This is a genomic window from Alkalimonas sp. NCh-2 (genome assembly GCF_039631345.1).
GTDB classification, from domain to species: domain Bacteria; phylum Pseudomonadota; class Gammaproteobacteria; order Enterobacterales; family Alteromonadaceae; genus Alkalimonas; species Alkalimonas mucilaginosa.
Map to the genome: position 1 here is coordinate 490,249 of NZ_JBDIUV010000001.1, position 19,553 is coordinate 509,801.

Genomic DNA, 19,553 nt, shown 5'->3' on the forward strand with positions numbered 1-19,553 from the left:
TCATCCTTTTTTTCGGCTGATCCAACATCAGCCACTATGATACAATGCAGGCATTCTAACCCGAGTGCGGCCACCATGACAAAGCTACAGCCTGAACTGCTGACACAACTGACCCTTGGCAAGGCAACAGACTATGCATCCGACTATGCACCAGAACTGTTGCAGGCAGTTCCACGCGCACTTGGTCGTGATGAGCTGCAGCTGACAGCAGAACTGCCTTTTGTTGGTCAGGATATCTGGCATGCTTATGAGCTGTCATGGCTGAACCATAAAGGCAAGCCGGTAGTCGCCCTGGCAACCTTTGTGGTGCCTTTTGATTCTCCCAACCTGATTGAATCGAAATCTTTTAAGTTGTATCTGAACAGTCTCAATCAAACCCGCTTTGCCGATCTCGGTCAGGTATTTCGTTTACTGCAGCAGGATTTATCAGCCTGTGCAGGTGCAAAAGTCGACGTCACACTGCATAACGTGAATGAGTTGCAGCCCTTTCAACCCACCTGGATCCAGGGACGTTGTCTGGATGACCTGGATATCGAGATAGCCGAATACCGGTATCAGCCAGAGCAGTTAAAGCTTAAGGCAGATGCAGCCCCCCGGGACGAAAAAGTGTTTTCACATTTGTTGAAATCCAATTGCCTGATCACCAACCAACCCGACTGGGCCAGTGTCTTTATTCATTACCGCGGCAAAGCAATATGCCATGAGTCACTGCTGCGTTACCTGATTGGTTTTCGCCAGCATAATGAGTTCCATGAGCAATGTGTTGAGCGCATTTTTACCGATATCTGGCAGCAGTGCCAACCCGAGTTTCTGGCGGTCTACGCCCGTTATACCCGTCGTGGAGGTCTGGATATTAATCCACTGCGTAGCAGTGCCCCTTACAGTGCGCCGGTTATCCGTCTTACCCGCCAGTAATCCGCGAATAGAGCAGGATAACTTTCATCCAAACTTTCAGAAAAAAACCAACATAAACCCGCTAAGCAATTGATTACTTGTATTAACACGCTTTATTTAGCAGCGAAAAACTGAAATCGCCTATGAAAACTTTCAGTTTAACTTTCAAAATAAAACAAATTTGCTTATAATTCATTCAGCAGTTCAGATGGACTGAGCTGCACTCTGCCAATGGATGCCCCTAATATGCAACACCTTACCTCCACAGAAGAGCAATCCTGGTTACCTTACTATCTATGTAAGCGATAACCAGCCTGGCGACAACAGCCTCAGAGCTGGCCAGTGACGTCCCTACACCAAACCGGCACACCTTGCCGGTTTGCTTTTTTGTTCCTGGCCCTGGCTGGGTGAATCTTTATCAAACAACTGTCGCAATTCCTGTGCTAGCATATATACTTAAATCCAAGCCTGTCATTGTATAAACTTTCAAATAATCATCATGGTGATGCCGTTGCAAGACGACCTGAAGCAGCAACTAGAGCATGCGTTAAAGACGCGTAAACAACTGGAAGACACCTACGAAAGTCAGTTTAAAATTTTAGCCAAATTTGTCTCACGGTTATCCCTGGCATGCAAAGGGCTGGATATTGAGCTGGATAATAAGTTGGCCAAACTTCGGTTAGAGTTGGCTCGTGGCACTGATTTGGAAAAATTGCTACCGCTGGTCCAGGCATTAAGTGAGGGTTTAAAACACCTTGAAAGCAAGAATGAACAGGATCTGCGCCAGCTTCAGCTTGGTTTGAATGAAGCAGGTCAGTTGCTGCAAAAACAGCGCGGCTTACCGGATCAGTTGCGGCGAGACTTGCGCGCCTTGCTGGCCAAAGTCAATGAAAGCTCCCCCACAGTGCATGCGTATCTGCCACACCTGACCGATCTCGCCCGATTGTACCAAAATGCCTTACAAGCCAAACAAACACTGGATAACTCAGAAAACCCTGATAACGATCGCTATGGCCATATTTGCCGCCAGATTTCGGTAGAGCTGACCAACTTGCTCAGCGAAATGAGCTTCGCAGAACAGTTTGCCGCGGATATAGACCGGATCCGGCAATCACTGATGGATCATCTTGGCATTGAAGAGCTACTAAATGCCTGCCTGAGCACCATCACCATTATTGTGGCCAGCATTAACGCTGAGCGTCAGTCTGCCCAGCACTTTTTGCTTCAGCTGCACGATACGCTGGAGCAAGTGCAAAAGTCGTTAGTAAGCTCACTAAGCCAGTCTACCGCTATTCAGGCCAAGCTCAGTCAGTTGAATCATCAGTTAGGCAAGAAAATTGATGCCTTTAGCAAAGACAGTACCGAGGCCACCAGCCTTGAACAATTAAAAGCCCTGGTCAACCAGCGACTGCAGGACATCACCGGTTCGCTTTCCGAAAGAGAACAGTTGGAAAAGCAAGAAAGAGAGCTGATGGTGAGTTCGTTAAAAGTCATGGAGCATCGCTTGCTTGAGCTGGAGTCTGAAGCACAGCAATTTCAAAAAAAACTGGCGGAACAAAAGTTTCGCAGTTTGCAGGACGCCCTGACTGAAATTCCCAATCGTGCCGCCTTTGATGAGCGCTTCGAGCTGGAGTTAAAGCGTTATCAGCGCTATGGCACTCCGCTCTGCATCGCACTGGGTGATGTTGACCATTTTAAAAGCATTAACGACAACTATGGCCACAGCGCTGGCGACAAGACATTAAAAGTTATCGCCCGGGCTTTAAAACAGAGCTTGCGAGAAACAGACTTTATTGCCCGCTACGGCGGTGAAGAATTTATCATCCTGTTTCCTGAAACAAGCTTGCAGGATCTGGAAATGCCACTAAACAACCTGCGACAAAAAATAAAGAAAATTCCGTTTAAATTTAAAAATAAAAAAGTACCTATCACTATATCCTTCGGTGCCACCCAACTGGCCGAACACGATACTGTCCGGGCCGCGTTTGATCGTGCCGATGAAGCCTTGTATGAAGCAAAACATGCCGGCAGAGATAAAGTCATATTAAAAATCCCGAAATAACAGCCATGGCAAGGGAGCCAGTAATGCATGTACAACTAAACCCGGTCGGTTCAATGAGCCTGTTATCACAGCTGGAAGTAGACCGACTGAAGCAAACCACCAATAAAGAAGCCTTTCAGCTCTTTCGCAATTGTTGCCTGGCTGTTTTAAATGTTGGTAGCCATACCGACAGCTCAGCCGAAATTTACCAGCAGTTTCAAGATTTCTCGGTCAACTTACTAAGCCGTGAGCGGGGCATCAAAATAGAGCTTTTTAATCCCCCGACCGATGCCTTTGTTGACGGCCAGATCATTCGGGGTATCCATGAGCATCTGTTTGCTGTACTAAGGGATATTCTGTTTTACCACACCCAGCTAAAAATTAATGCCAACCGACTGGATCTGAAAAATAGCGCCCATATCACACACAGCGTATTTGATATTTTACGCAATGCTCAGGTGCTAAGCTGCAACACCGAGCCTACGATGATCGTCTGTTGGGGCGGACACTCCATCAAAGAAGCAGAATACCAATACACCAAGGATGTCGGCTACCAGTTGGGACTGCGTGGTTTAAACATCTGCACCGGTTGCGGACCTGGTGCCATGAAGGGCCCAATGAAAGGTGCTACCATAGGCCATAACAAACAACGTATTACCACAGGTCGGTATTTAGGCTTAACCGAACCCAGCATTATTGCCGCTGAGCCGCCCAACCCTATTGTTAACGAGCTGGTGATCCTGCCTGATATTGAAAAAAGACTGGAGGCTTTTGTTCGCATAGCACATGGCGTTATCATTTTCCCAGGGGGCGCCGGCACTGCCGAAGAACTACTGTATTTGCTGGGGATTATGCTGCACGAAGACAACACAGCACAAAAACTCCCTGTGATCCTGACAGGCCCCAAAAGTAGCGAAGGCTATTTCCAAGAAATCATGCAATTTATTGAGCAAACCCTGGGACAAAAAGCCCTGAACCTGGTGCAAGTCATCATCGATGACCCGGCAGCAGTTGCCAGAGCCTTAAAAGCCGGCTGTCAGGAAGTGCGGGAGTACCGACGCACTGTTGGTGATGCTTACCATTTCAACTGGACTCTGAAAATCGAATCAGACTTCCAGCAGCCATTTATCCCAAACCACACCAATATGGCCGCACTCAACTTGCACCGCAAGCAAGATACCGCAACACTGGCTGCTAATCTGAGGCGTGCGTTCTCTGGCATAGTGGCCGGCAACGTCAAAGATGAAGGGATCCGGGCAATTCAACAGCATGGTCCTTTTCAGTTAAGTGGTGAACCAGAGCTGATGCGTATGATGGATCGCTTACTGCAAGCCTTTGTCGAGCAAGGACGAATGAAGCTTCCAGGCACAGCATATGAACCTTGCTACAGGATCCTGCAATAAACCATGAGCCACCTAGTATTAATTGATGCAATGAATCTGATCAGACGGCTTTATGCCGTGCAAGAGCGGCCTTATCTGCCCTTACCTGATCAGTTAACAGAAGCAACCCAGCAGCAAATCATTACGAATACTGTGCAGGCAGTGGAGAAGGCACTACTGGCTATCATTCAGCACTGCGAGCCAACACACCTGTTGTTGGTGTTCGATAGCCAGCAAACGACCTGGCGCCATCAACTGTACCCGGAGTACAAAGCCAATCGCAGCCCGATGCCTGCTTTGTTGATGCAAGCCTTGCCCGAGCTGCAGCAGCGCATCCAACAACTGGGTATAGCTATCTATCAACAAGATGGCTTTGAAGCCGATGATATTATCGCCTCGTTGGCACAAAAAATGCGACAACATCAGCAAGAAGTAACGGTGGTATCAACGGATAAAGGCTACTGCCCTTTGCTCGATAACGGTGTACGCCTCTATGATCACTTTCGCCGGACCTGGCTGGATGACAGTTATGTCCAGCAAAAGTTTGGCGTCTCAGCCAAACGTCTGATCCGCTATTGGAGTCTGGTTGGCGATAGTACCAACCATATTCCTGGAGTCGCAGGAATAGGCCCGAAAACAGCCCTTGAGTTATTGCAACTAGGAGAAACCTTTAGCGACATTATCCAACACCCGGACTGCCCGAAAGCCATACGTAGTAAACTTACCGAGCATAAAGCCGATATCCAGTGTTTTCTGCAATTATTTCAGCCTCGGACCGATCTGGAGCTTGGCCTGAACCTGCAACAATTGCGCTACCCGGTAACAGAGGCTGCCAATGCTTAGAGTGGTGTTGTTTGTACTGGCAGGTGTAGCACTGTACTTTGTTATTGTGGCCGGCATTCTTCGCTTTTATCCGGACGATCCTGCCCAAATGAACTGGCAAATACGGGAAACCTTTAACGCCAAATACATTCAGCAACTGCAGCCAGAACAAGGGGTATTGCAGCAGCAAGTCACAGATCGGCTTGGCGGGCCGGACATCACCCGCGCTTACCGAAAAAATAGTGTCGTGCATCAACTGTTGTATTACCGTACGCACCGTGCCATTGCAGATGGTATCACCACCGAGGATGAGTGCACCGCCCTGTTGTTTATCGATCGTAAGCTGGTTGCTATTGGCCATGAAGCCATCGAGTGGTATGAACAACAACGCCCCGGCTCAAACTAAGCCCCACCAATGGCAACAACTGTATCAGGCCATCACTGATTTTTATCAGCAGCAGCCTGAGCAGAATATCCACCAGCAAGCAGAGCAACTGGCACAAAGGTTGATGGGCTGCGCAGCTGGCGCTGATTATTGTGTGTTTGCACAGTTGCAATTAAGCCCGGTGCAATCGCCTTTTTCGACCCTGCTTGCTGTTAAGCAAAGCTGCTTGCTATACCTGCTGGCCCGTCAGCAACAATGGCCAGACAAACTTTGTCTGCAACTTATAAGTACAGCACTGCTTAGTCTTATTGCTGTTGCTGGAGCAGTGAATAAATTACCGGAAGCACAGCGTAAAGATGCTAAATCACTGCATTTTCCTGGCCGGTATTGCCTGGCGCGTTATCAGCAAATTTTACCACCGTACTGCCGTTACTGGCTGCAACATGGCTCAGCAACAGAACAAAACAAACCCGACTGGCAACAGAACCCTTTTAGCACCGCACTGCAGCTCACCAGTTTGATTGCCCGCCAACTGTTGTTGCAGCCAACAGCAGGCTTGCTGCATACCCTTCAACGATGCTATTGGCGGCAATCGCACAGCCTGGCCCGGATGCAACTGGAAGTGCTGGTCAGCATAGGGCCGGTGCTCTGGCATTGTGGTAATCTGCTGCAACAGCAGCAACAGCAATGGCTGGTTCTTGATAAGCAAGCTGATCTCTGGTTGGTTCTACCCTTGCGTCACCAACAGTTACAAAGCTCGGTGCACTCCATTCGCGACACCTCAGGCCAGCCCATTGAAATCTATGGCACAGAATTATCCGATTGGAGTTGGTTGGCGTGCATTGCCAGAAGTGAAAGCAGTGATCTGATCCAGCAGGCATTCACTGCAAAAAAGACCTCCACAGTGCTGGATTTCGACCAAATAGTAGCGCTTTGCGATTTGCCTCAGCAGCAACTGCTGCAGCAGTTAGAGCAGGATACAGCAGGCTCTGAGCTGATACTGGCTGCCGCCAGCAAGGCCAATCGTAGTCAACAATCCATTCAACAACTCAAGCATGCCATCTTGCTGTTAGGAGCCGAGCAACTGCCCTGGTTGCTGGCACAGATCCAATGCCAGCAATTTGCTGTGGAGCAACACCAGCCCTGCCATCAATGGCTGGTGCAACTCCGCCTGGTTTTACAGCAGGCACTCACCGAGCAACCATTGGCCTTGCCAACTGCCCAGGTTGACCTAATCAGTTGGCTGCTTACCCTGCCGCTATGGCAGCTAAGTACCCTGCGACTGTTGCCGGGGTTTGATCTTGGCAGCTGCCAACAACTCCGGAGCCAGTGCCAGCGCCAGATTTGGCAATCCGAGCACTATCTGAAAAAAATACAGTGGCTGTTTCATCACTACCAGCAACCGAAAGCTTTGCAGCAAGCCCTACTGTTCTTTCGTTCACCACCCCAGGCTCAATCCGACCTGGTTCGCCAATTAAGTCAGCATCTGCAAGCCGCCTGGCGCAGATGCGACCAATTGATGCTGCAGCCAGCCCCTGCCAGCACACTGACTGAGCAGGTTTCTGCTACCTTACTGCATCAGTGCTACTACCCAATCAGGCTCTCGATGTAGTTTTATTACTTAATTTTACCGCCTCAAAGCTAAGACTAAGGTCGTATATCAAGTAACCTTCCTACAAACTGGTATCATATCCGGAAAAAATGCTATAATTTGCCGCGACTCCGGGCTCATCTGCCCTACCCCAACTCCACGAAAGTAAATTATAAGGTTTCTCATGAGCACCCAAACCATTACGGTCATCAAAGGTGATGGCATCGGTCCAAGCATTGTTGAAGCAGCCATTCAAATTCTCGATAAAGCCGGCTGTGACTTTCAGTACGAATACGTTGATGCGGGTTTAACTGCGCTGGAAAAAACCGGCGAGCTGTTGCCAGAAGCAACGCTGGACGCCATTGCCCGCAACAAAATTACCTTAAAAGGCCCATTGACCACGCCGGTTGGCGAAGGCTTTACCTCCATCAATGTAACCTTGCGCAAAAAATTCAATCTGTACTCCAATGTACGGCCGGTGATTTCGTTCAAAGGCACCAAAGCCCGTTACGAAAACATCGATATCATCACCATCCGGGAAAACACTCAGGGCATGTATTCCGGTCATGGCCAGGTAGTATCGGAAGATGGACTGGTTGCCGAAGCCACCAGCATAATCACCCGCGAAGGTGCCGAGCGCATCGTGCGTTTTGCCTTTGAGCTGGCACGCCGTGAACAGCGTCAAAAAGTCACTGTAGTGCACAAGGCCAATATCCTGAAGTCTACTTCTGGCTTGTTCTTAAAAGTAGCGCGAGAAGTCGCAGCCGAGTACAGCGATATTCAGATGCAGGAAATGATTGTTGATAACGCCTGTATGCAGTTGGTGATGAACCCGCAACAGTTCGATGTAATTGTGACCACCAACCTGTTTGGCGATATCCTGTCTGACCTGTGCGCTGGCTTGGTTGGCGGCCTCGGTATGGCGCCTGGCGCCAATATCGGTGAAGATTGTGCGATTTTCGAAGCCGTACACGGCAGCGCGCCAGATATTGCCGGTAAAAACCTGGCCAACCCAAGCTCGGTGATCCTGGCGTCTATTCAGATGCTGGAACATCTGGGTATGAAAGACAAAGCCGATAAAATCAAAGCAGCCCTGACCGATGTCATTGCCAGTGGCGATCGCACCACCCGCGATCTCGGTGGCAGCCACGGCACCACTGACTTTACCGCAGCCATGCTGGAAAGGCTGTAAGCTATCCGCTGATGCCATAAAAAAACCGCCGCGGCGGTTTTTTTATGGCATCATTCAGCCGGCTCTGTACGCCTTATTTACAATCGTCTGGCCAATAGGCGCTAAACTTAACCCGGCCAGTTTCAGGTGTTGTAAGCCAAATGGAATGCCGATAATACTGATAAAACAGATCAGTGCATGAAACAGGTGCCCTATCGCCAGCCAGATGCCGATAAAGATAAACCAGATGATATTGCCCAGGCTGCCTAAAGTGCCGGTACCAATGTCTTCCGCACGGTTGATGTAACGGCGGTTGATGCTTTCCTTGCCAAAGGGCCAAAACGCCAGTTGGCCAATCACAAAGCAGGAGCGGCCAAAAGGAATGCCAATGATGGTGATAAAACAAATCAGGCCGGCCAGCCACCAGGCCAGGCCCATGACAAAACCACCCAACACAAACCAGAGCACATTAAAAATAAAGCGAAACAATCCCATGTCTTATCCTTTCAAACTAATTTGCCAAACAACTTCCCTATAAATTTGCAGCTAACATGCCAACTTTAATATTTATTTTTATCAGTAACTTATAAAATCAGTGCCACTAAAAATGGCTGATCTTGCCAAAAAGTTCGTCAATACCACCTGAATTTAGTGTCTTTGCAATAGCCTCTGCCGGCTTCAACTTCACAACGGACCGGCCAGCGTTACGGCAGAAGTTCTGCTTTGGCAGGAATGACACCACCCGGCATCCGGCCGGCCAATGCAAGCAAGCGCCCACGATGCTGCTGCAATGCCACTTTATCCGCTTCGGTCAGGCAAGAGCCTATCGCCTGGGTCATGTGATCGGTTTGAGCCAGCACTTGCACAGTCTGCTGACGCTGAGGCTCCGGCAAGAATGGTAGCGCACGCCGCGATACCTGCAGCATGGGTCGCATCGAGTCCAGCACCGGCCAACTGCCCTTGGCGGTTAACTCCATAAAAAGTGGTGCAGTCAGCTCATGCTCTGCCAGAATCAAATCCACCTCCTCCAGGTAGCTTTGCTCTTTCTGCTGCGCCCGCACCTCTTCGGCATGACGCGACCAATCGCAATGTGCTTGCAGCCGCACTTGATACAACGAGGCGACATTGTCCTGCTCTACCCTGGCAAGGGCCGGCAAGGCCGCTTCCAGCTTGATCAGGTTGGCATCGGTCAGCACCGTTTCAGCACTTACCGTATGCACCAAGATCAAGGACATCACACCACAGAAAGCAAATGCAGGACAGAGATTCTTATTCATCAGTAGCTACCTTATAGAGGCTGCAGGCTGCGCCATGGCAGTGCCAGCCGCTTGCTGGCTTAAAACTCTATAAGACGTGATCCCGCCTGAACCTGCGCTGAAATAACCAGCTGACTGCTATGCGGATCACAAACTATGCATTGCTAAGTTATTTTCGGACAAAATGATCCAACTTGGCAGAAATTCACTAGGCTTTGATACAAACGACTGTTGTTTCCTGTTCGCAACCAACCTGGAGATCCTGATGCGCACCATTCAATGGCTTCACCTTGTACTCTGTAGTGTGTTCTTACTTGTAAGCAGCCGGGCACTGGCCGATCGCTTTGCCGATGTGCAGGTTGAGGCAACCGAGCTGTCCCCCGGGCTTTACATGCTAACCGGAGCTGGTGGCAATATGGCGGCCCTGACCGGGGACGATGGCATCTTGCTGATCGATGCCCAATTTGCCGAAATGGCCGGCAAGATTGAAGCCAAGCTGAGTGAACTGGCCGAAGGGCAAGCGCTGCAAGTGCTGGTCAATACCCACTTCCACGGCGATCACGTCGGCGGCAATGCCAAACTGGCCGCAGATAGCCGCATTATCGCCCACGATAATGTGCGTAAACGCCTGCAAGCCGATAGCAATTTTCCGGCCGAAGGCTTGCCCAACCTGACCTTTAGCGACCAATTAAGCCTGCATATGAACGGCCAGCATATCCTGCTGACCGCCATGCAACCAAGCCATACCGATGGCGACAGCATCGTGTGGTTTAAAGCAGCCAATGTGGTGCATATGGGCGATCTGATGTTTGAAGGCCGCTTCCCTTTTATCGATACCAACGCCGGCGGCAATCTGCAGGCTTATATGGACGTGACCCGTCACGTGATCGCCAGCATTGATGCCAACACCCGGGTGATCCCAGGGCACGGCGAGTTAACCAACCGGGCTGGCTTAGAGCGGGAATTGCGGATGATGGAAGCCACCCTGGCTCAGGTGCAGCAGTACAAAGCCGAAGGTTTATCTCTGGAAGACATCATCAACCGCGGCTTGGGTGAGCAGTGGCAGGATTGGCACTGGAATTTCATTACAGAAGAGCGCTGGATCCGCACTTTGTATCAGGCGCTGGCAGATTAAAGCAGCGCCTTGCTCCCTTCGCTGAAACGGGCTGGCCTGATGCGCTAGCCCGGACGATACTGCCGCTTTGGCCGCTCGATACGCGGTTGATGGCCCCTTTTTTTGATGCCGGCTCCGGCTCCTTGCGAGGCCTCTTCGGTTTTCACTGAGTCTTTAAGCAAATCACTCAGCAACGCAAATTCGGCCGGGGTGACTTCGCGCCACTGGCCGGGTTTTAAATCGGCCAGCTGAAAACTCATAATGCGAATGCGCTTAAGCCGGGTCACTTCAAAACCAAGATAGGCTGTCATACGGCGGATTTGCCGGTTAAGCCCCTGGGTCAGGATAATGGAAAACCGGTCTGGTCCAATTTGCGTGACTTTGCACGGCTTGGTCACGGTGCCAAGGATCGGTATGCCGGCCGCCATCCGCTGACAAAACTGGCGGTTGATGGGTTTATCGACACTGACCAGATACTCCTTTTCATGGGCATTGCCGGCGCGCAAAATCTTATTGACGATATCGCCATCGTTGGTCAGCAAAATTAAACCGGAAGACGGTTTATCCAACCGGCCGATTGGGAAAATGCGCTGCGGATAGTTCACCGCATCGACGATATTGCCTTTAACCGCCGTATCGGTGGTACAGACCACCCCAACCGGTTTGTGATACACCAGATAGACGGCTTTAGGCTTGGCTTTGAGCGGCTTGCCTGCCACCATAATGCTGTCGGCATCGCTCACCTTCATGCCGGTTTCGGCCGGGCTGCCATTGACCAGTACCTGACCTTGCTCAATCAGCCGATCGGCTTCGCGCCGTGAACAGATGCCGGTTTCACTGATGTATTTATTCAGGCGCATGCCTGCTGCTTCGCTCAAAACGCTTACTCCGGTAGATACTGATAACGGCCATAGCCGTCATCATCCAAGCCTAGAAACTGCAGGCGCGGATGCCGTTCTGCTTTAGCTTTGGCTGCTGCCAGGCTGCTGCTACGAAACTCCAGTCGGGCCTCAGCCGGGAGCTTGAGCTGCCAGTTCTGCTGCAGTTGCACCGGAATGGCTGCGCCGTGCTGCTTAGCTTGTTCGCGAGTGTAAGCTGCAATGATTTGCCTTACTTCCATCTGGCCGGTGTAATGCACCGGAGCTGTGGTAGCATGCGGGAAAAAGCCACCACCGCTAACCCGGTAATTATTGGTTGCCAGCAAAAAGCGCTGCTCAGCGCTGACCGGCTGTCCCTGATAGCTTAAATCCACAATGCGATGACTATCGCTCACTTGCTGGCCCTCACCATCAAAGCGGGCAGGCTGGCTTAAATCAATGCGGTAACTCAGTTCGTTCATCATATCGAAGTTGTAACTTGGGATCCGTGGTGCCAGCAATGGCTGCCACTCGTCTTTGCCGGCTTCAATGGTATTGAAAGTCCGGGCCGACATTTCCAGCCAGTCGCGCAGTTCGCTGCCGCTTAACTCAATCACCCGCAAGGTGTTGGGGTAAATGTACAGATCGGCGATATTGCCAAGCGTTAGCGGCCCGGCTGCCAAGTGGGTATAGTCTTCCGGCCCGCCAAAACCACTGCGAAACGGTGCTGCTGCACTGATAATGGGTAAATCCGGCAGCTCGCCCTGCTGCTGCAGGCTGGTTGCGTACCAACTTTGCGCCTGATTGACCCAGGCCACGGCCGTGTTTGGAGCGACCCGGGCAAAAAAGTTCTCAATGGCACCATCGGTGTCACCCAAAGGCTGATTTAGCATCGCCAGGGTTTGTGCTTGTTCATCGCTCAGCAAAGCCACCAACAGTTCATCCCGCTCCGGGCCTACCTGCCGCAGCTCACTGGCCGCCTGCACCACTTGCCAGGTACCATCGGTACGCTTTAGCGTTAGATCGATCACGCCCAGATGGCTGCCATACTGGCCGCCCATCACAGCGGGTACGCCATGGATAAAGCCGCGCTCAGCATCGACTCCGGCCAGCTCCTGATAATCCGGCCCCGGCAGTTGCCGGTGCTGATGGCCCAGCAACAAGGCATCGACCCCTTCCACTTGCGCCAGATAAAGCCCGGTTTGCTCGGCAAACTCTGGATAATCGCCATAATCCCGCAGGCCGGTATGGGCAATCACCACTACCACATCGGCACCTTCGTCACGCATTTTTGGCACAAAGTACTGAGCAGCCGCCAGCATATCCCGGGCCTGCACCCGGCCTTCCAGATGATGCCGATCCCAGCGCATAATATCCGGCGGCACCAGCCCAAGCACCCCCACCTGGATATCATGGCGCTGCAAATCGCTCCCGACAAAACTATGCTTTTGAATCACATAAGGCGTATAACGGCTGGCCTGCCAGTCATCGGCTGTAGCATCCGGCTCAAACACATTGGCCGATAAAAACGGAAAAGTCGCCCCTTCAATGGTGGCATCCAGGTACTCAAGGCCATAGTTAAACTCATGATTACCCAAAGCTGCTGCATCATAGCCCAGGTAATTCATCGCCCGGATCACCGGGTGGCGTTGCTGCTTTAGATAATCCAGGCCCTGTGCATGGGCCCAATCGCCCATCGCGCTGCCCTGAATGGTGTCGCCGTTATCAAACAGCAGGTTGTTGGGCTGCTCCAATCTGGCCTGATGCACCAAAGCCGCCGTATGGGCCAGACCAAACCGATCGGTATCACGCTGCTGAAAATAATCGTAGCCCAGCAGGTAGGCATGCAAATCATTGGTATGCAAAATGCGCAGCTCGACTTGCTGCTCCCGTTCCGGGGTTGGCGAACACCCTTGTAAAGACAACGCCAGCACTGCCAGCAACGAAATTATGGTAGTTCTTCTCATGGAGCTCTCTTCTAAAAAACGGCATTAAGATGCTGAATCCGCAGATTGTAGCATTTTTTGCGTGACAATTTTACGGCCTTTCTGCACCGGCTTTTACAAATTACCGCTCAAGTTATCAGCGACAAAGACGATAACCTCTATGTACCGGATAACCCGCATACACTGATGGAGGAAGCACCATGAACGAACAAAGTCGCTTAGAAAAATTACGCAACCTTGGCGTTCGTCTGCATGAACTGCAGTTGGTTCAACCTATCGCTGGGAAGTCCTATACCTCGGTTGCACTGAATTACTTGTTCAGCCGCCATGAGCTCACTCGCCCTTGTGGTCAGTCGCTGGATGTCACCTTGCGCTCTTTGGCCGAAGCCATTGTGCAAAAGCATCATTTGAAGTTTAGCCGTTTTGATTCCGACTCCATTATCGACTATTTCTGCCGTTTGTACCGCGCCCACTAACTCGTTTCTATCCTGAAGCGGCATACCGGCCGTTTCAGGGAGTTGTCAGGAAAAAACGCGGTTTTTCCTGGCTCGCAAGCTGCTGTGCTGCAACGCAGCAGTTACTGGACAGACTACAGGCCTTCTTTTAAGCTGTTCGCTTTGCAGAAGAAGGCTTACTTCATGAATTGCATTACTTTCTTGCTAACTTTGCCAGCAATTAGCTGCTTGGCCGTCACCATGCAAATGGTAAACGACTGATGGACTCTGTGACCCAAGCCGCCCTTGGTGCCGCCGTCGCCGTCGCGGTGATGGGCAAATCCACTCCGGTGAAAAAAGCCGCTCTCTGGGGAGCTGCCGCTGGCACCTTGCCCGATCTGGATGTATTTTGGAACTTCGGCGATGATTTAAGCAATATGCTGCGTCATCGCGGTGAAACTCATGCTTTTTTTTACCAGACACTGTTCTCACCACTGCTGGCCTGGTTGATTTGCCGCTGGCACCAACAACAAGCCTTGTTTCTTCGCTGGTGGCTGGCCATTTGGCTGGTGCTTATCACCCACAGTTTGCTGGATACCTTCACCACCTACGGTACTCAACTGGCGCTGCCTTTTAGCGACTACCCCTTCGCGCTGGAAAGTATTTTTGTGATTGATCCGCTCTATACTCTGCCACTGCTGATTGGGGTTGGTCTGGCCTGGCGTTTGCCGGGCCGTGGCCTTGGTTTTAATCAACTGGGCTTGCTGCTAGCCTCGCTGTACTTAGGCTGGGGCTTAGCCGCTCAACACTGGGTACTGTGGCAACTCGATAGAATGCATCCAGAGCTTGCGCACTATGAACGGCTGGTACAACCCACAGCCCTGAACACCCTGGTCTGGCGCATTGTGGTGATGGATCAGGCTGGCTATCGCGAAGGTTTCTATGCCCTGAATGATGGCACAACACCGATTGAATTTCGCCAGCATGTCTTTCCAAAACAGACGCAGGCACTACGCCAACTACCGCAAGCAAAGGAGCTCACCCGTTTCAGTCATGGCTTTGTCGGTTATTTTCAGCGCGGCGAGCTGCTCACCATGGCTGACCTGCGGATGGGCATGCAGGGCAATTATGCCTTTGAATTCAGCCTGGCGTGTCAGCAAGACAACGAATTAGAACCGATAGCCGTGGTCCAACTGGATAAACCCTACCAGATGCTGGAAATGTGGACCTGGGCCTTTCGCCGGTTTTGGCTGGATACCAAACCACTCTCGGCCATTACAGTGCGCAACCAACCAGACTGTACCTAACGTCTAACTGGCTTTTGTCATTGTTTATCAGGCAAGCTCTACCCGATTGCGGCCATTGTGCTTGGCCTGGTAGAGCGCCTGATCAGCCCGGTCGATGTTTTCATCGGTTGACTGACTGGTGTCAACCCGGGCCAGGCCTGCACTGAAGGTGCATTGGAACGACTGCTCCTGGCCACTGAATGGAATGGCTTGAAACGACTGGCGGATGCCATCAATAATGGATTTAGCTTTTTGCAATGAACAATCCGGCAAGGCCAGTAAAAATTCTTCGCCACCATAACGGCCTATCACATCGGTTTTACGGAGTTTTTGCTGCAGCAGGTTCGCCAGGCTGCTGATCACCTGATCGCCCACCAAATGACCGTATTGATCATTGACCCGCTTAAAGTGATCCAAATCCAGCATCACCACGATTAACTCCTGCTTGCTGCGCTTGGCTTTGGCTATCTCGTCACTTAATCGCTCCTTCACAGTGGCATGCTGCAACAAACCTGTCAGGCTATCGCGGGTCATCATCTCGGCCAGTTGTCTGGCACGCTGAGCCCTGGCGAATACAGTCACGGCCAAAGCCTGATCGGTAATAGGCTTGGAAATGAAATCATCTCCAGCTTTGACCAGCGCATCCAATTGCCGCTGGCTATCTGTTTCCGACGACAAATAGACAATAGGTACGCCAAGCCACTCATCTTTAAAGCGAATAATCTGCGCCAGTTCCGGGCCGGTGCAGTCCGGCATATTAACATCCAGCAGAATCACATCGGGCTGAAACCCTTGCAAACCTATCAGCATCTTAGTGGGATCATTCACTACCTTGGCTTCCATACCAGCCTGCTCAATAATCAGTTGATAATGCTGTGCCAACATCACATCATCATCGACAATCAGGATCCGAAAGCGCGCCTGTTGTCGTTGTGTCAGCAACCGCTGAATGCGCAGCTCAATCGCAGCAGCATCCAGTGGTTTGATAAAATAACCTCCTGCTCCCAACCGCACGGCAGTCAGATAATGGTTGAAACTCTCTTTTTTACCGACAATAAACAGTACCATAGACGATTGCTCGTCTATCAGCAGTTGTTGCAGCAAGCTTTTCATACCTTGAGGTAAGCGGTTACCTGACATATCTAAAATCAATACATCGGGTCTATCCGATGTCAAGGCTGCCTTTAATGCATCAAACTCTTGAAAACTATCCACTTGATGACCAAAAGGGTCCATGGCTGATGTCAGCTGTTTCCCAAGATCTGCATCTTTGCTGAATATTGCAATATGCGCTTTGCGGGTGAACTCATCATCTACCGGTTGAAACAATGGTGCAGCCGAGGCCTCTGGCTTGTTGCTGGTGTGATGGCTAAGCTCTTGCACCATGTGTAAAAACTGTTGTTTGAGCTCGGTTTCAGGGCGTCCACCACCATTCAGCCAGGCATCAAGCTCCATTTCCAGCGCTTTGGCTTGCTGACCAAGTTGTGGCATGCCAAAAGTGCCCGCAGAGCCAGCCAACGTATGAAAGCGCTGTTTTAGAGTTTTGGCTATGCTTTGCCAGCCGGTATTGCTTTCATCCAGCAACTGGCCTGCCTGAGCAGTGATCTCTGGCCAATCCTGCTGCAAACGCAGCAGATAACTGTTTCGCAACGCCGCTAATTGTGCCTGAATATCCTGTTGCGATGCTGTCATGCCTCATCCGTTACCAAATCGATTTAGCTAAAAAGTAGCGAATTTTCAATCGAAAAGCCATGAAAAATAGGTGCTTCAGCGGATTTTATTACCCGAAGCTGTCGCTGAAAACAATCAAATGTTGAAAAAAAGAAAAAGTTCACTTGCACAATCTGATTGACTTCTTATAATACGCCCAACTTTAACCACTGCGGAGACCCATCGTGGGCGAACAACCTGGTAGTAGGCGTTGGTCTGTCGATTGTCAGTCAACACGAGGAATGTTTTAACGCTTCGCAGTCTGGTCTTTAGCACTATTCTGCCAAGCGCGGAATAGTGATGTCTGTTGTTATCTTTGTAACTCCATCGTCATCTCTGTTCACTATCATCCGTAACAACGCATTGCCATTAGCGCAGATGCGTACTGCTTGCTGTGCCCTGTGCTGCCCTTATGGCGGTGTCATGGCTGGCGAGAGGCGGACTGGTGCATTTCATTTGTTGCTCTAACAGTCACAGACGGCCTCATACAATCCGTTTACTCATGCTGGCACCCGCTTCAACCGAAGAGGATAAGGCGCATGTACACTAAAAATCATGTAGCTTTGCGTGACGCAACCGTAGCCCCAACCAAATCGTTGTCTCTGACAGCACTGGCCGTTGTTTTAATGGGCCTGAGCAGCCTGGCAAATGCTGGTCGGCCGCTGATCACCGATGATGCGACCATTGTTGACGACTGCCAGCTGGAAAGCTGGTGGCAGCGTAATCGTGGCCCTAATGAGTTCTGGCTGGTTCCGGCTTGTCAGGTAGCTGGTATTGAATGGGGATTTGGCTACGCCAACCAAACAGCCGGTGAACCCGACCTGTATGAACTGGCAGCAAAAACCGAATTAAGAACACTGGAGACCAACAGCTGGGGCGCCACTATTGGCTTTAGCCATGGCTTTGCGCAAGGCAGCTTTCGCGGTGATCAGCATCTGAACCTGGCAGTCACCCACAGCTTTGCTGACGATGCCTGGTTACTGCACAGCAACCTTGGCTACGCCAATAACCGTGATGCCGGCAATGAAGTAACTGCAGGTATCGCTCTGGAGCGGGAGGTGATTGCCAACCACTGGGCCTTCGCCGAAGTGTTCCGCGAAGAAGCCGGCCGGCCTTTTTATCAACTTGGTTATCGTTTCGAACCCAAAGCAGAGCGTTTGCAACTGGATATCAGCTATGGCAACCGTCTGAGCAGCAGTGCGAATGAGTATTGGCTAAGTGCCGGTTTCGTTTTTTACTTCAGCGCCTTTTAAGCAGGGAGAATCATCATGAATGCACAAGACTTAATCTTTAGCCTGCGCACTGTACTACTGAGCAAAGACAAAGACGATATGGCTCATCTGGTCCGCCGCTGTCACCCAGCCGATATTGGTGCCGTGCTCAGCAGCTTTACTGTGACGCAAATTGCTCAGTTACTTAGCCTGACACCGGTGGATGAGCGTGCTCAGCTGTTTGGTTACCTGCCCAAAGAGCTTGAGGCAGAGATCGTACCCAGCCTGGATCAAAAAGCTCTGGGAGAGTTGTTTCTTCATATGGCATCGGATGAGCGCGCTGACTTGTTCAATCTGCTGCCCGAAGACCAGCAAGGACGCTTGCTACCGGTACTCGCCAAAGCGGAGCGTGAAGATATCCGTAAACTGGCAGCTTACGAGGAAGATAAAGTAGGCTCAGTGATGAGCTCTGACTACGCTTTGGTCGATGCGAAACGCACCGCCAAAGAAGGCATTGCCCAGTTGCGTAAAGCGGCACCGGATACCGAAACCATTTACCAGGCCTATGTGGTGGACTCAGAACGTCGGCTGGTTGGCACCGTGTCGCTGAAAGATCTGATTATGGCCGATGAACATGCCATTATCGGTGATTTCATGACGCACGATCCTGTCTATGTCAAAGCCGATGCACCACGGGAGGTGGCGTCGCAGCTGATTGCCAAGTATGACTTGATTGCACTGCCGGTTACCAATGGAGGCGATAAGCTGGTGGGGATTGTGACCTACGACGATGCGATGGACGTTGCCGCCGAAGAAGCCACCACCGATTTTCGGAAAGTGGGTGCGGTCAGCGAAATTGTCGGCAACATCAAGGACGCTTCCATCAACTTGTTGTATCGCAAGCGGGTGTTCTGGCTGGTGCTGCTGGTATTTGGCAACATCTTCTCGGGTGCCGGTATTGCTTACTTTGAAGACACCATCGAAGCCTACATTGCGCTGGTGTTCTTCCTGCCCTTGCTGGTGGACAGTGGCGGTAATGCCGGCTCCCAGGCTGCCACCCTGATGGTTCGGGCCATGGCAACCGGTGAGGTAATGATCAAAGACTGGGCCAAAATGCTGGGGAAAGAGTTTGTAGTCGCTGGCTTGCTGGGCTTAACCATGGCATTAGCGGTTTCTACCCTGGGCTTCTGGCGCGGCGGCCCGGAGATTGCGCTGGTTGTTGCTTTGACCATGCAAATTGTGGTGGTTGTAGGAAGCGTTATTGGTATGTCGCTGCCGTTTTTGCTGAGCCGCTTTAAGCTGGATCCAGCAGCTGCCAGTGCACCTTTGATTACCTCCATTGCTGATGCATGTGGCGTAATCATTTACTTTGCGATGGCCACCTGGATCCTGGATATTCCACTTGGTTAACCGTCATTAAACAGCAACACCCTGTATGTACACTGCCCGGTCA

16 protein-coding genes and 1 pseudogene are annotated in these 19,553 nt (G+C 51.1%); 12 read left to right on the plus strand and 5 right to left on the minus strand.

Annotation, left to right across the window (positions count from 1 at the left end; translation table 11 throughout):
* Window positions 1-75 precede the first annotated feature (75 nt).
* The 7 genes from queF to ABC502_RS02385 all read left to right on the plus strand — a co-directional run bounded on the left by queF (window position 76) and on the right by ABC502_RS02385 (window position 8,307).
* Window positions 76-915, plus strand: coding sequence for an NADPH-dependent 7-cyano-7-deazaguanine reductase QueF (gene queF / locus ABC502_RS02355; RefSeq protein ID WP_330087947.1), 840 nt, complete (start codon window positions 76-78; stop codon window positions 913-915).
* A gap of 484 nt (window positions 916-1,399) precedes the next feature.
* Window positions 1,400-2,956 (plus strand): diguanylate cyclase, encoded by a 1,557-nt coding sequence (locus ABC502_RS02360; RefSeq protein ID WP_345915127.1) that lies wholly within the window; start codon window positions 1,400-1,402, stop codon window positions 2,954-2,956.
* A gap of 23 nt (window positions 2,957-2,979) precedes the next feature.
* Window positions 2,980-4,338 carry a nucleotide 5'-monophosphate nucleosidase PpnN gene (gene ppnN / locus ABC502_RS02365; protein ID WP_330087948.1) on the plus strand — a complete coding sequence of 453 codons (1,359 nt, stop codon included), beginning with the start codon at window positions 2,980-2,982 and terminating at the stop codon, window positions 4,336-4,338.
* Between the two features lie 3 nt (window positions 4,339-4,341).
* Entirely contained in the window at window positions 4,342-5,160 is an 819-nt protein-coding gene (gene xni, locus ABC502_RS02370; protein WP_330087949.1) for a flap endonuclease Xni, read from the plus strand.
* The gene (locus tag ABC502_RS02375) at window positions 5,153-5,545 is read left to right on the plus strand and encodes a DUF3192 domain-containing protein (RefSeq protein WP_330087950.1); all 393 of its coding nucleotides are present in this window, start codon (window positions 5,153-5,155) and stop codon (window positions 5,543-5,545) included. Before xni ends, ABC502_RS02375 begins: the two co-directional genes overlap by 8 nt.
* Window positions 5,499-7,136, plus strand: coding sequence for a hypothetical protein (locus ABC502_RS02380; protein ID WP_345914768.1), 1,638 nt, complete (start codon window positions 5,499-5,501; stop codon window positions 7,134-7,136). The genes ABC502_RS02375 and ABC502_RS02380 overlap by 47 nt, the downstream gene beginning before the upstream one ends.
* A gap of 163 nt (window positions 7,137-7,299) precedes the next feature.
* The gene (locus ABC502_RS02385) at window positions 7,300-8,307 is read left to right on the plus strand and encodes an isocitrate dehydrogenase (protein ID WP_330087952.1); all 1,008 of its coding nucleotides are present in this window, start codon (window positions 7,300-7,302) and stop codon (window positions 8,305-8,307) included.
* A 54-nt stretch (window positions 8,308-8,361) separates the two neighbouring features.
* Here ABC502_RS02385 and ABC502_RS02390 read toward each other — a convergent pair whose 3' ends face one another.
* Both ABC502_RS02390 and ABC502_RS02395 read right to left on the minus strand, forming a co-directional pair.
* A complete protein-coding gene (locus ABC502_RS02390) occupies window positions 8,362-8,781 on the minus strand; it encodes a YccF domain-containing protein (RefSeq protein ID WP_345914769.1) in 420 nt (139 codons plus the stop codon).
* Between the two features lie 209 nt (window positions 8,782-8,990).
* Entirely contained in the window at window positions 8,991-9,563 is a 573-nt protein-coding gene (locus tag ABC502_RS02395) for a hypothetical protein (RefSeq protein ID WP_345914770.1), read from the minus strand.
* Window positions 9,564-9,807: 244 nt separating this feature from the next.
* Here ABC502_RS02395 and ABC502_RS02400 point away from each other — a divergent pair, with 244 nt between their 5' ends.
* Window positions 9,808-10,677 carry an MBL fold metallo-hydrolase gene (locus ABC502_RS02400; protein WP_345914771.1) on the plus strand — a complete coding sequence of 290 codons (870 nt, stop codon included), beginning with the start codon at window positions 9,808-9,810 and terminating at the stop codon, window positions 10,675-10,677.
* A gap of 125 nt (window positions 10,678-10,802) precedes the next feature.
* Here ABC502_RS02400 and rluF read toward each other — a convergent pair.
* Window positions 10,803-11,516 (minus strand): annotated as a pseudogene (rluF, locus tag ABC502_RS02405) (23S rRNA pseudouridine(2604) synthase RluF); the annotation flags it as partial.
* A 23-nt stretch (window positions 11,517-11,539) separates the two neighbouring features.
* Entirely contained in the window at window positions 11,540-13,480 is a 1,941-nt protein-coding gene (locus ABC502_RS02410) for a bifunctional 2',3'-cyclic-nucleotide 2'-phosphodiesterase/3'-nucleotidase (RefSeq protein ID WP_345914772.1), read from the minus strand.
* A gap of 179 nt (window positions 13,481-13,659) precedes the next feature.
* On the opposite strand from ABC502_RS02410, the gene ABC502_RS02415 reads away from it, so the two are divergent.
* Both ABC502_RS02415 and ABC502_RS02420 read left to right on the plus strand, forming a co-directional pair.
* Window positions 13,660-13,935, plus strand: a complete 276-nt coding sequence (locus ABC502_RS02415; RefSeq protein ID WP_330087957.1) for a hypothetical protein — start codon at window positions 13,660-13,662, stop codon at window positions 13,933-13,935.
* Between the two features lie 239 nt (window positions 13,936-14,174).
* Window positions 14,175-15,200, plus strand: a complete 1,026-nt coding sequence (locus tag ABC502_RS02420; RefSeq protein ID WP_345914773.1) for a metal-dependent hydrolase — start codon at window positions 14,175-14,177, stop codon at window positions 15,198-15,200.
* Window positions 15,201-15,227: 27 nt separating this feature from the next.
* Here ABC502_RS02420 and ABC502_RS02425 read toward each other — a convergent pair whose 3' ends face one another.
* Window positions 15,228-16,871 carry a diguanylate cyclase gene (locus ABC502_RS02425; protein WP_330087959.1) on the minus strand — a complete coding sequence of 548 codons (1,644 nt, stop codon included), beginning with the start codon at window positions 16,869-16,871 and terminating at the stop codon, window positions 15,228-15,230.
* Between the two features lie 557 nt (window positions 16,872-17,428).
* Here ABC502_RS02425 and ABC502_RS02430 point away from each other — a divergent pair.
* A complete protein-coding gene (locus ABC502_RS02430; protein ID WP_345914774.1) occupies window positions 17,429-18,142 on the plus strand; it encodes a hypothetical protein in 714 nt (237 codons plus the stop codon).
* A 15-nt stretch (window positions 18,143-18,157) separates the two neighbouring features.
* Entirely contained in the window at window positions 18,158-19,510 is a 1,353-nt protein-coding gene (gene mgtE / locus ABC502_RS02435; protein WP_330087961.1) for a magnesium transporter, read from the plus strand.
* Window positions 19,511-19,553: the final 43 nt, after the last annotated feature.

Excerpts from the sequence above, each read along its gene's own strand:
- queF (WP_330087947.1), top strand. The coding sequence starts at position 76 with ATGACAAAGCTACAGCCTGAACTGCTGACACAACTGACCCTTGGCAAG.
- ABC502_RS02360 (WP_345915127.1), top strand. The coding sequence starts at position 1,400 with ATGCCGTTGCAAGACGACCTGAAGCAGCAACTAGAGCATGCGTTAAAG.
- ppnN (WP_330087948.1), top strand. The coding sequence starts at position 2,980 with ATGCATGTACAACTAAACCCGGTCGGTTCAATGAGCCTGTTATCACAG.
- xni (WP_330087949.1), top strand. The coding sequence starts at position 4,342 with ATGAGCCACCTAGTATTAATTGATGCAATGAATCTGATCAGACGGCTT.
- ABC502_RS02375 (WP_330087950.1), top strand. The coding sequence starts at position 5,153 with ATGCTTAGAGTGGTGTTGTTTGTACTGGCAGGTGTAGCACTGTACTTT.
- ABC502_RS02380 (WP_345914768.1), top strand. The coding sequence starts at position 5,499 with ATGAAGCCATCGAGTGGTATGAACAACAACGCCCCGGCTCAAACTAAG.
- ABC502_RS02385 (WP_330087952.1), top strand. The coding sequence starts at position 7,300 with ATGAGCACCCAAACCATTACGGTCATCAAAGGTGATGGCATCGGTCCA.
- ABC502_RS02390 (WP_345914769.1), bottom strand. The coding sequence starts at position 8,781 with ATGGGATTGTTTCGCTTTATTTTTAATGTGCTCTGGTTTGTGTTGGGT.
- ABC502_RS02395 (WP_345914770.1), bottom strand. The coding sequence starts at position 9,563 with ATGAATAAGAATCTCTGTCCTGCATTTGCTTTCTGTGGTGTGATGTCC.
- ABC502_RS02400 (WP_345914771.1), top strand. The coding sequence starts at position 9,808 with ATGCGCACCATTCAATGGCTTCACCTTGTACTCTGTAGTGTGTTCTTA.
- ABC502_RS02410 (WP_345914772.1), bottom strand. The coding sequence starts at position 13,480 with ATGAGAAGAACTACCATAATTTCGTTGCTGGCAGTGCTGGCGTTGTCT.
- ABC502_RS02415 (WP_330087957.1), top strand. The coding sequence starts at position 13,660 with ATGAACGAACAAAGTCGCTTAGAAAAATTACGCAACCTTGGCGTTCGT.
- ABC502_RS02420 (WP_345914773.1), top strand. The coding sequence starts at position 14,175 with ATGGACTCTGTGACCCAAGCCGCCCTTGGTGCCGCCGTCGCCGTCGCG.
- ABC502_RS02425 (WP_330087959.1), bottom strand. The coding sequence starts at position 16,871 with ATGACAGCATCGCAACAGGATATTCAGGCACAATTAGCGGCGTTGCGA.
- ABC502_RS02430 (WP_345914774.1), top strand. The coding sequence starts at position 17,429 with ATGTACACTAAAAATCATGTAGCTTTGCGTGACGCAACCGTAGCCCCA.
- mgtE (WP_330087961.1), top strand. The coding sequence starts at position 18,158 with ATGAATGCACAAGACTTAATCTTTAGCCTGCGCACTGTACTACTGAGC.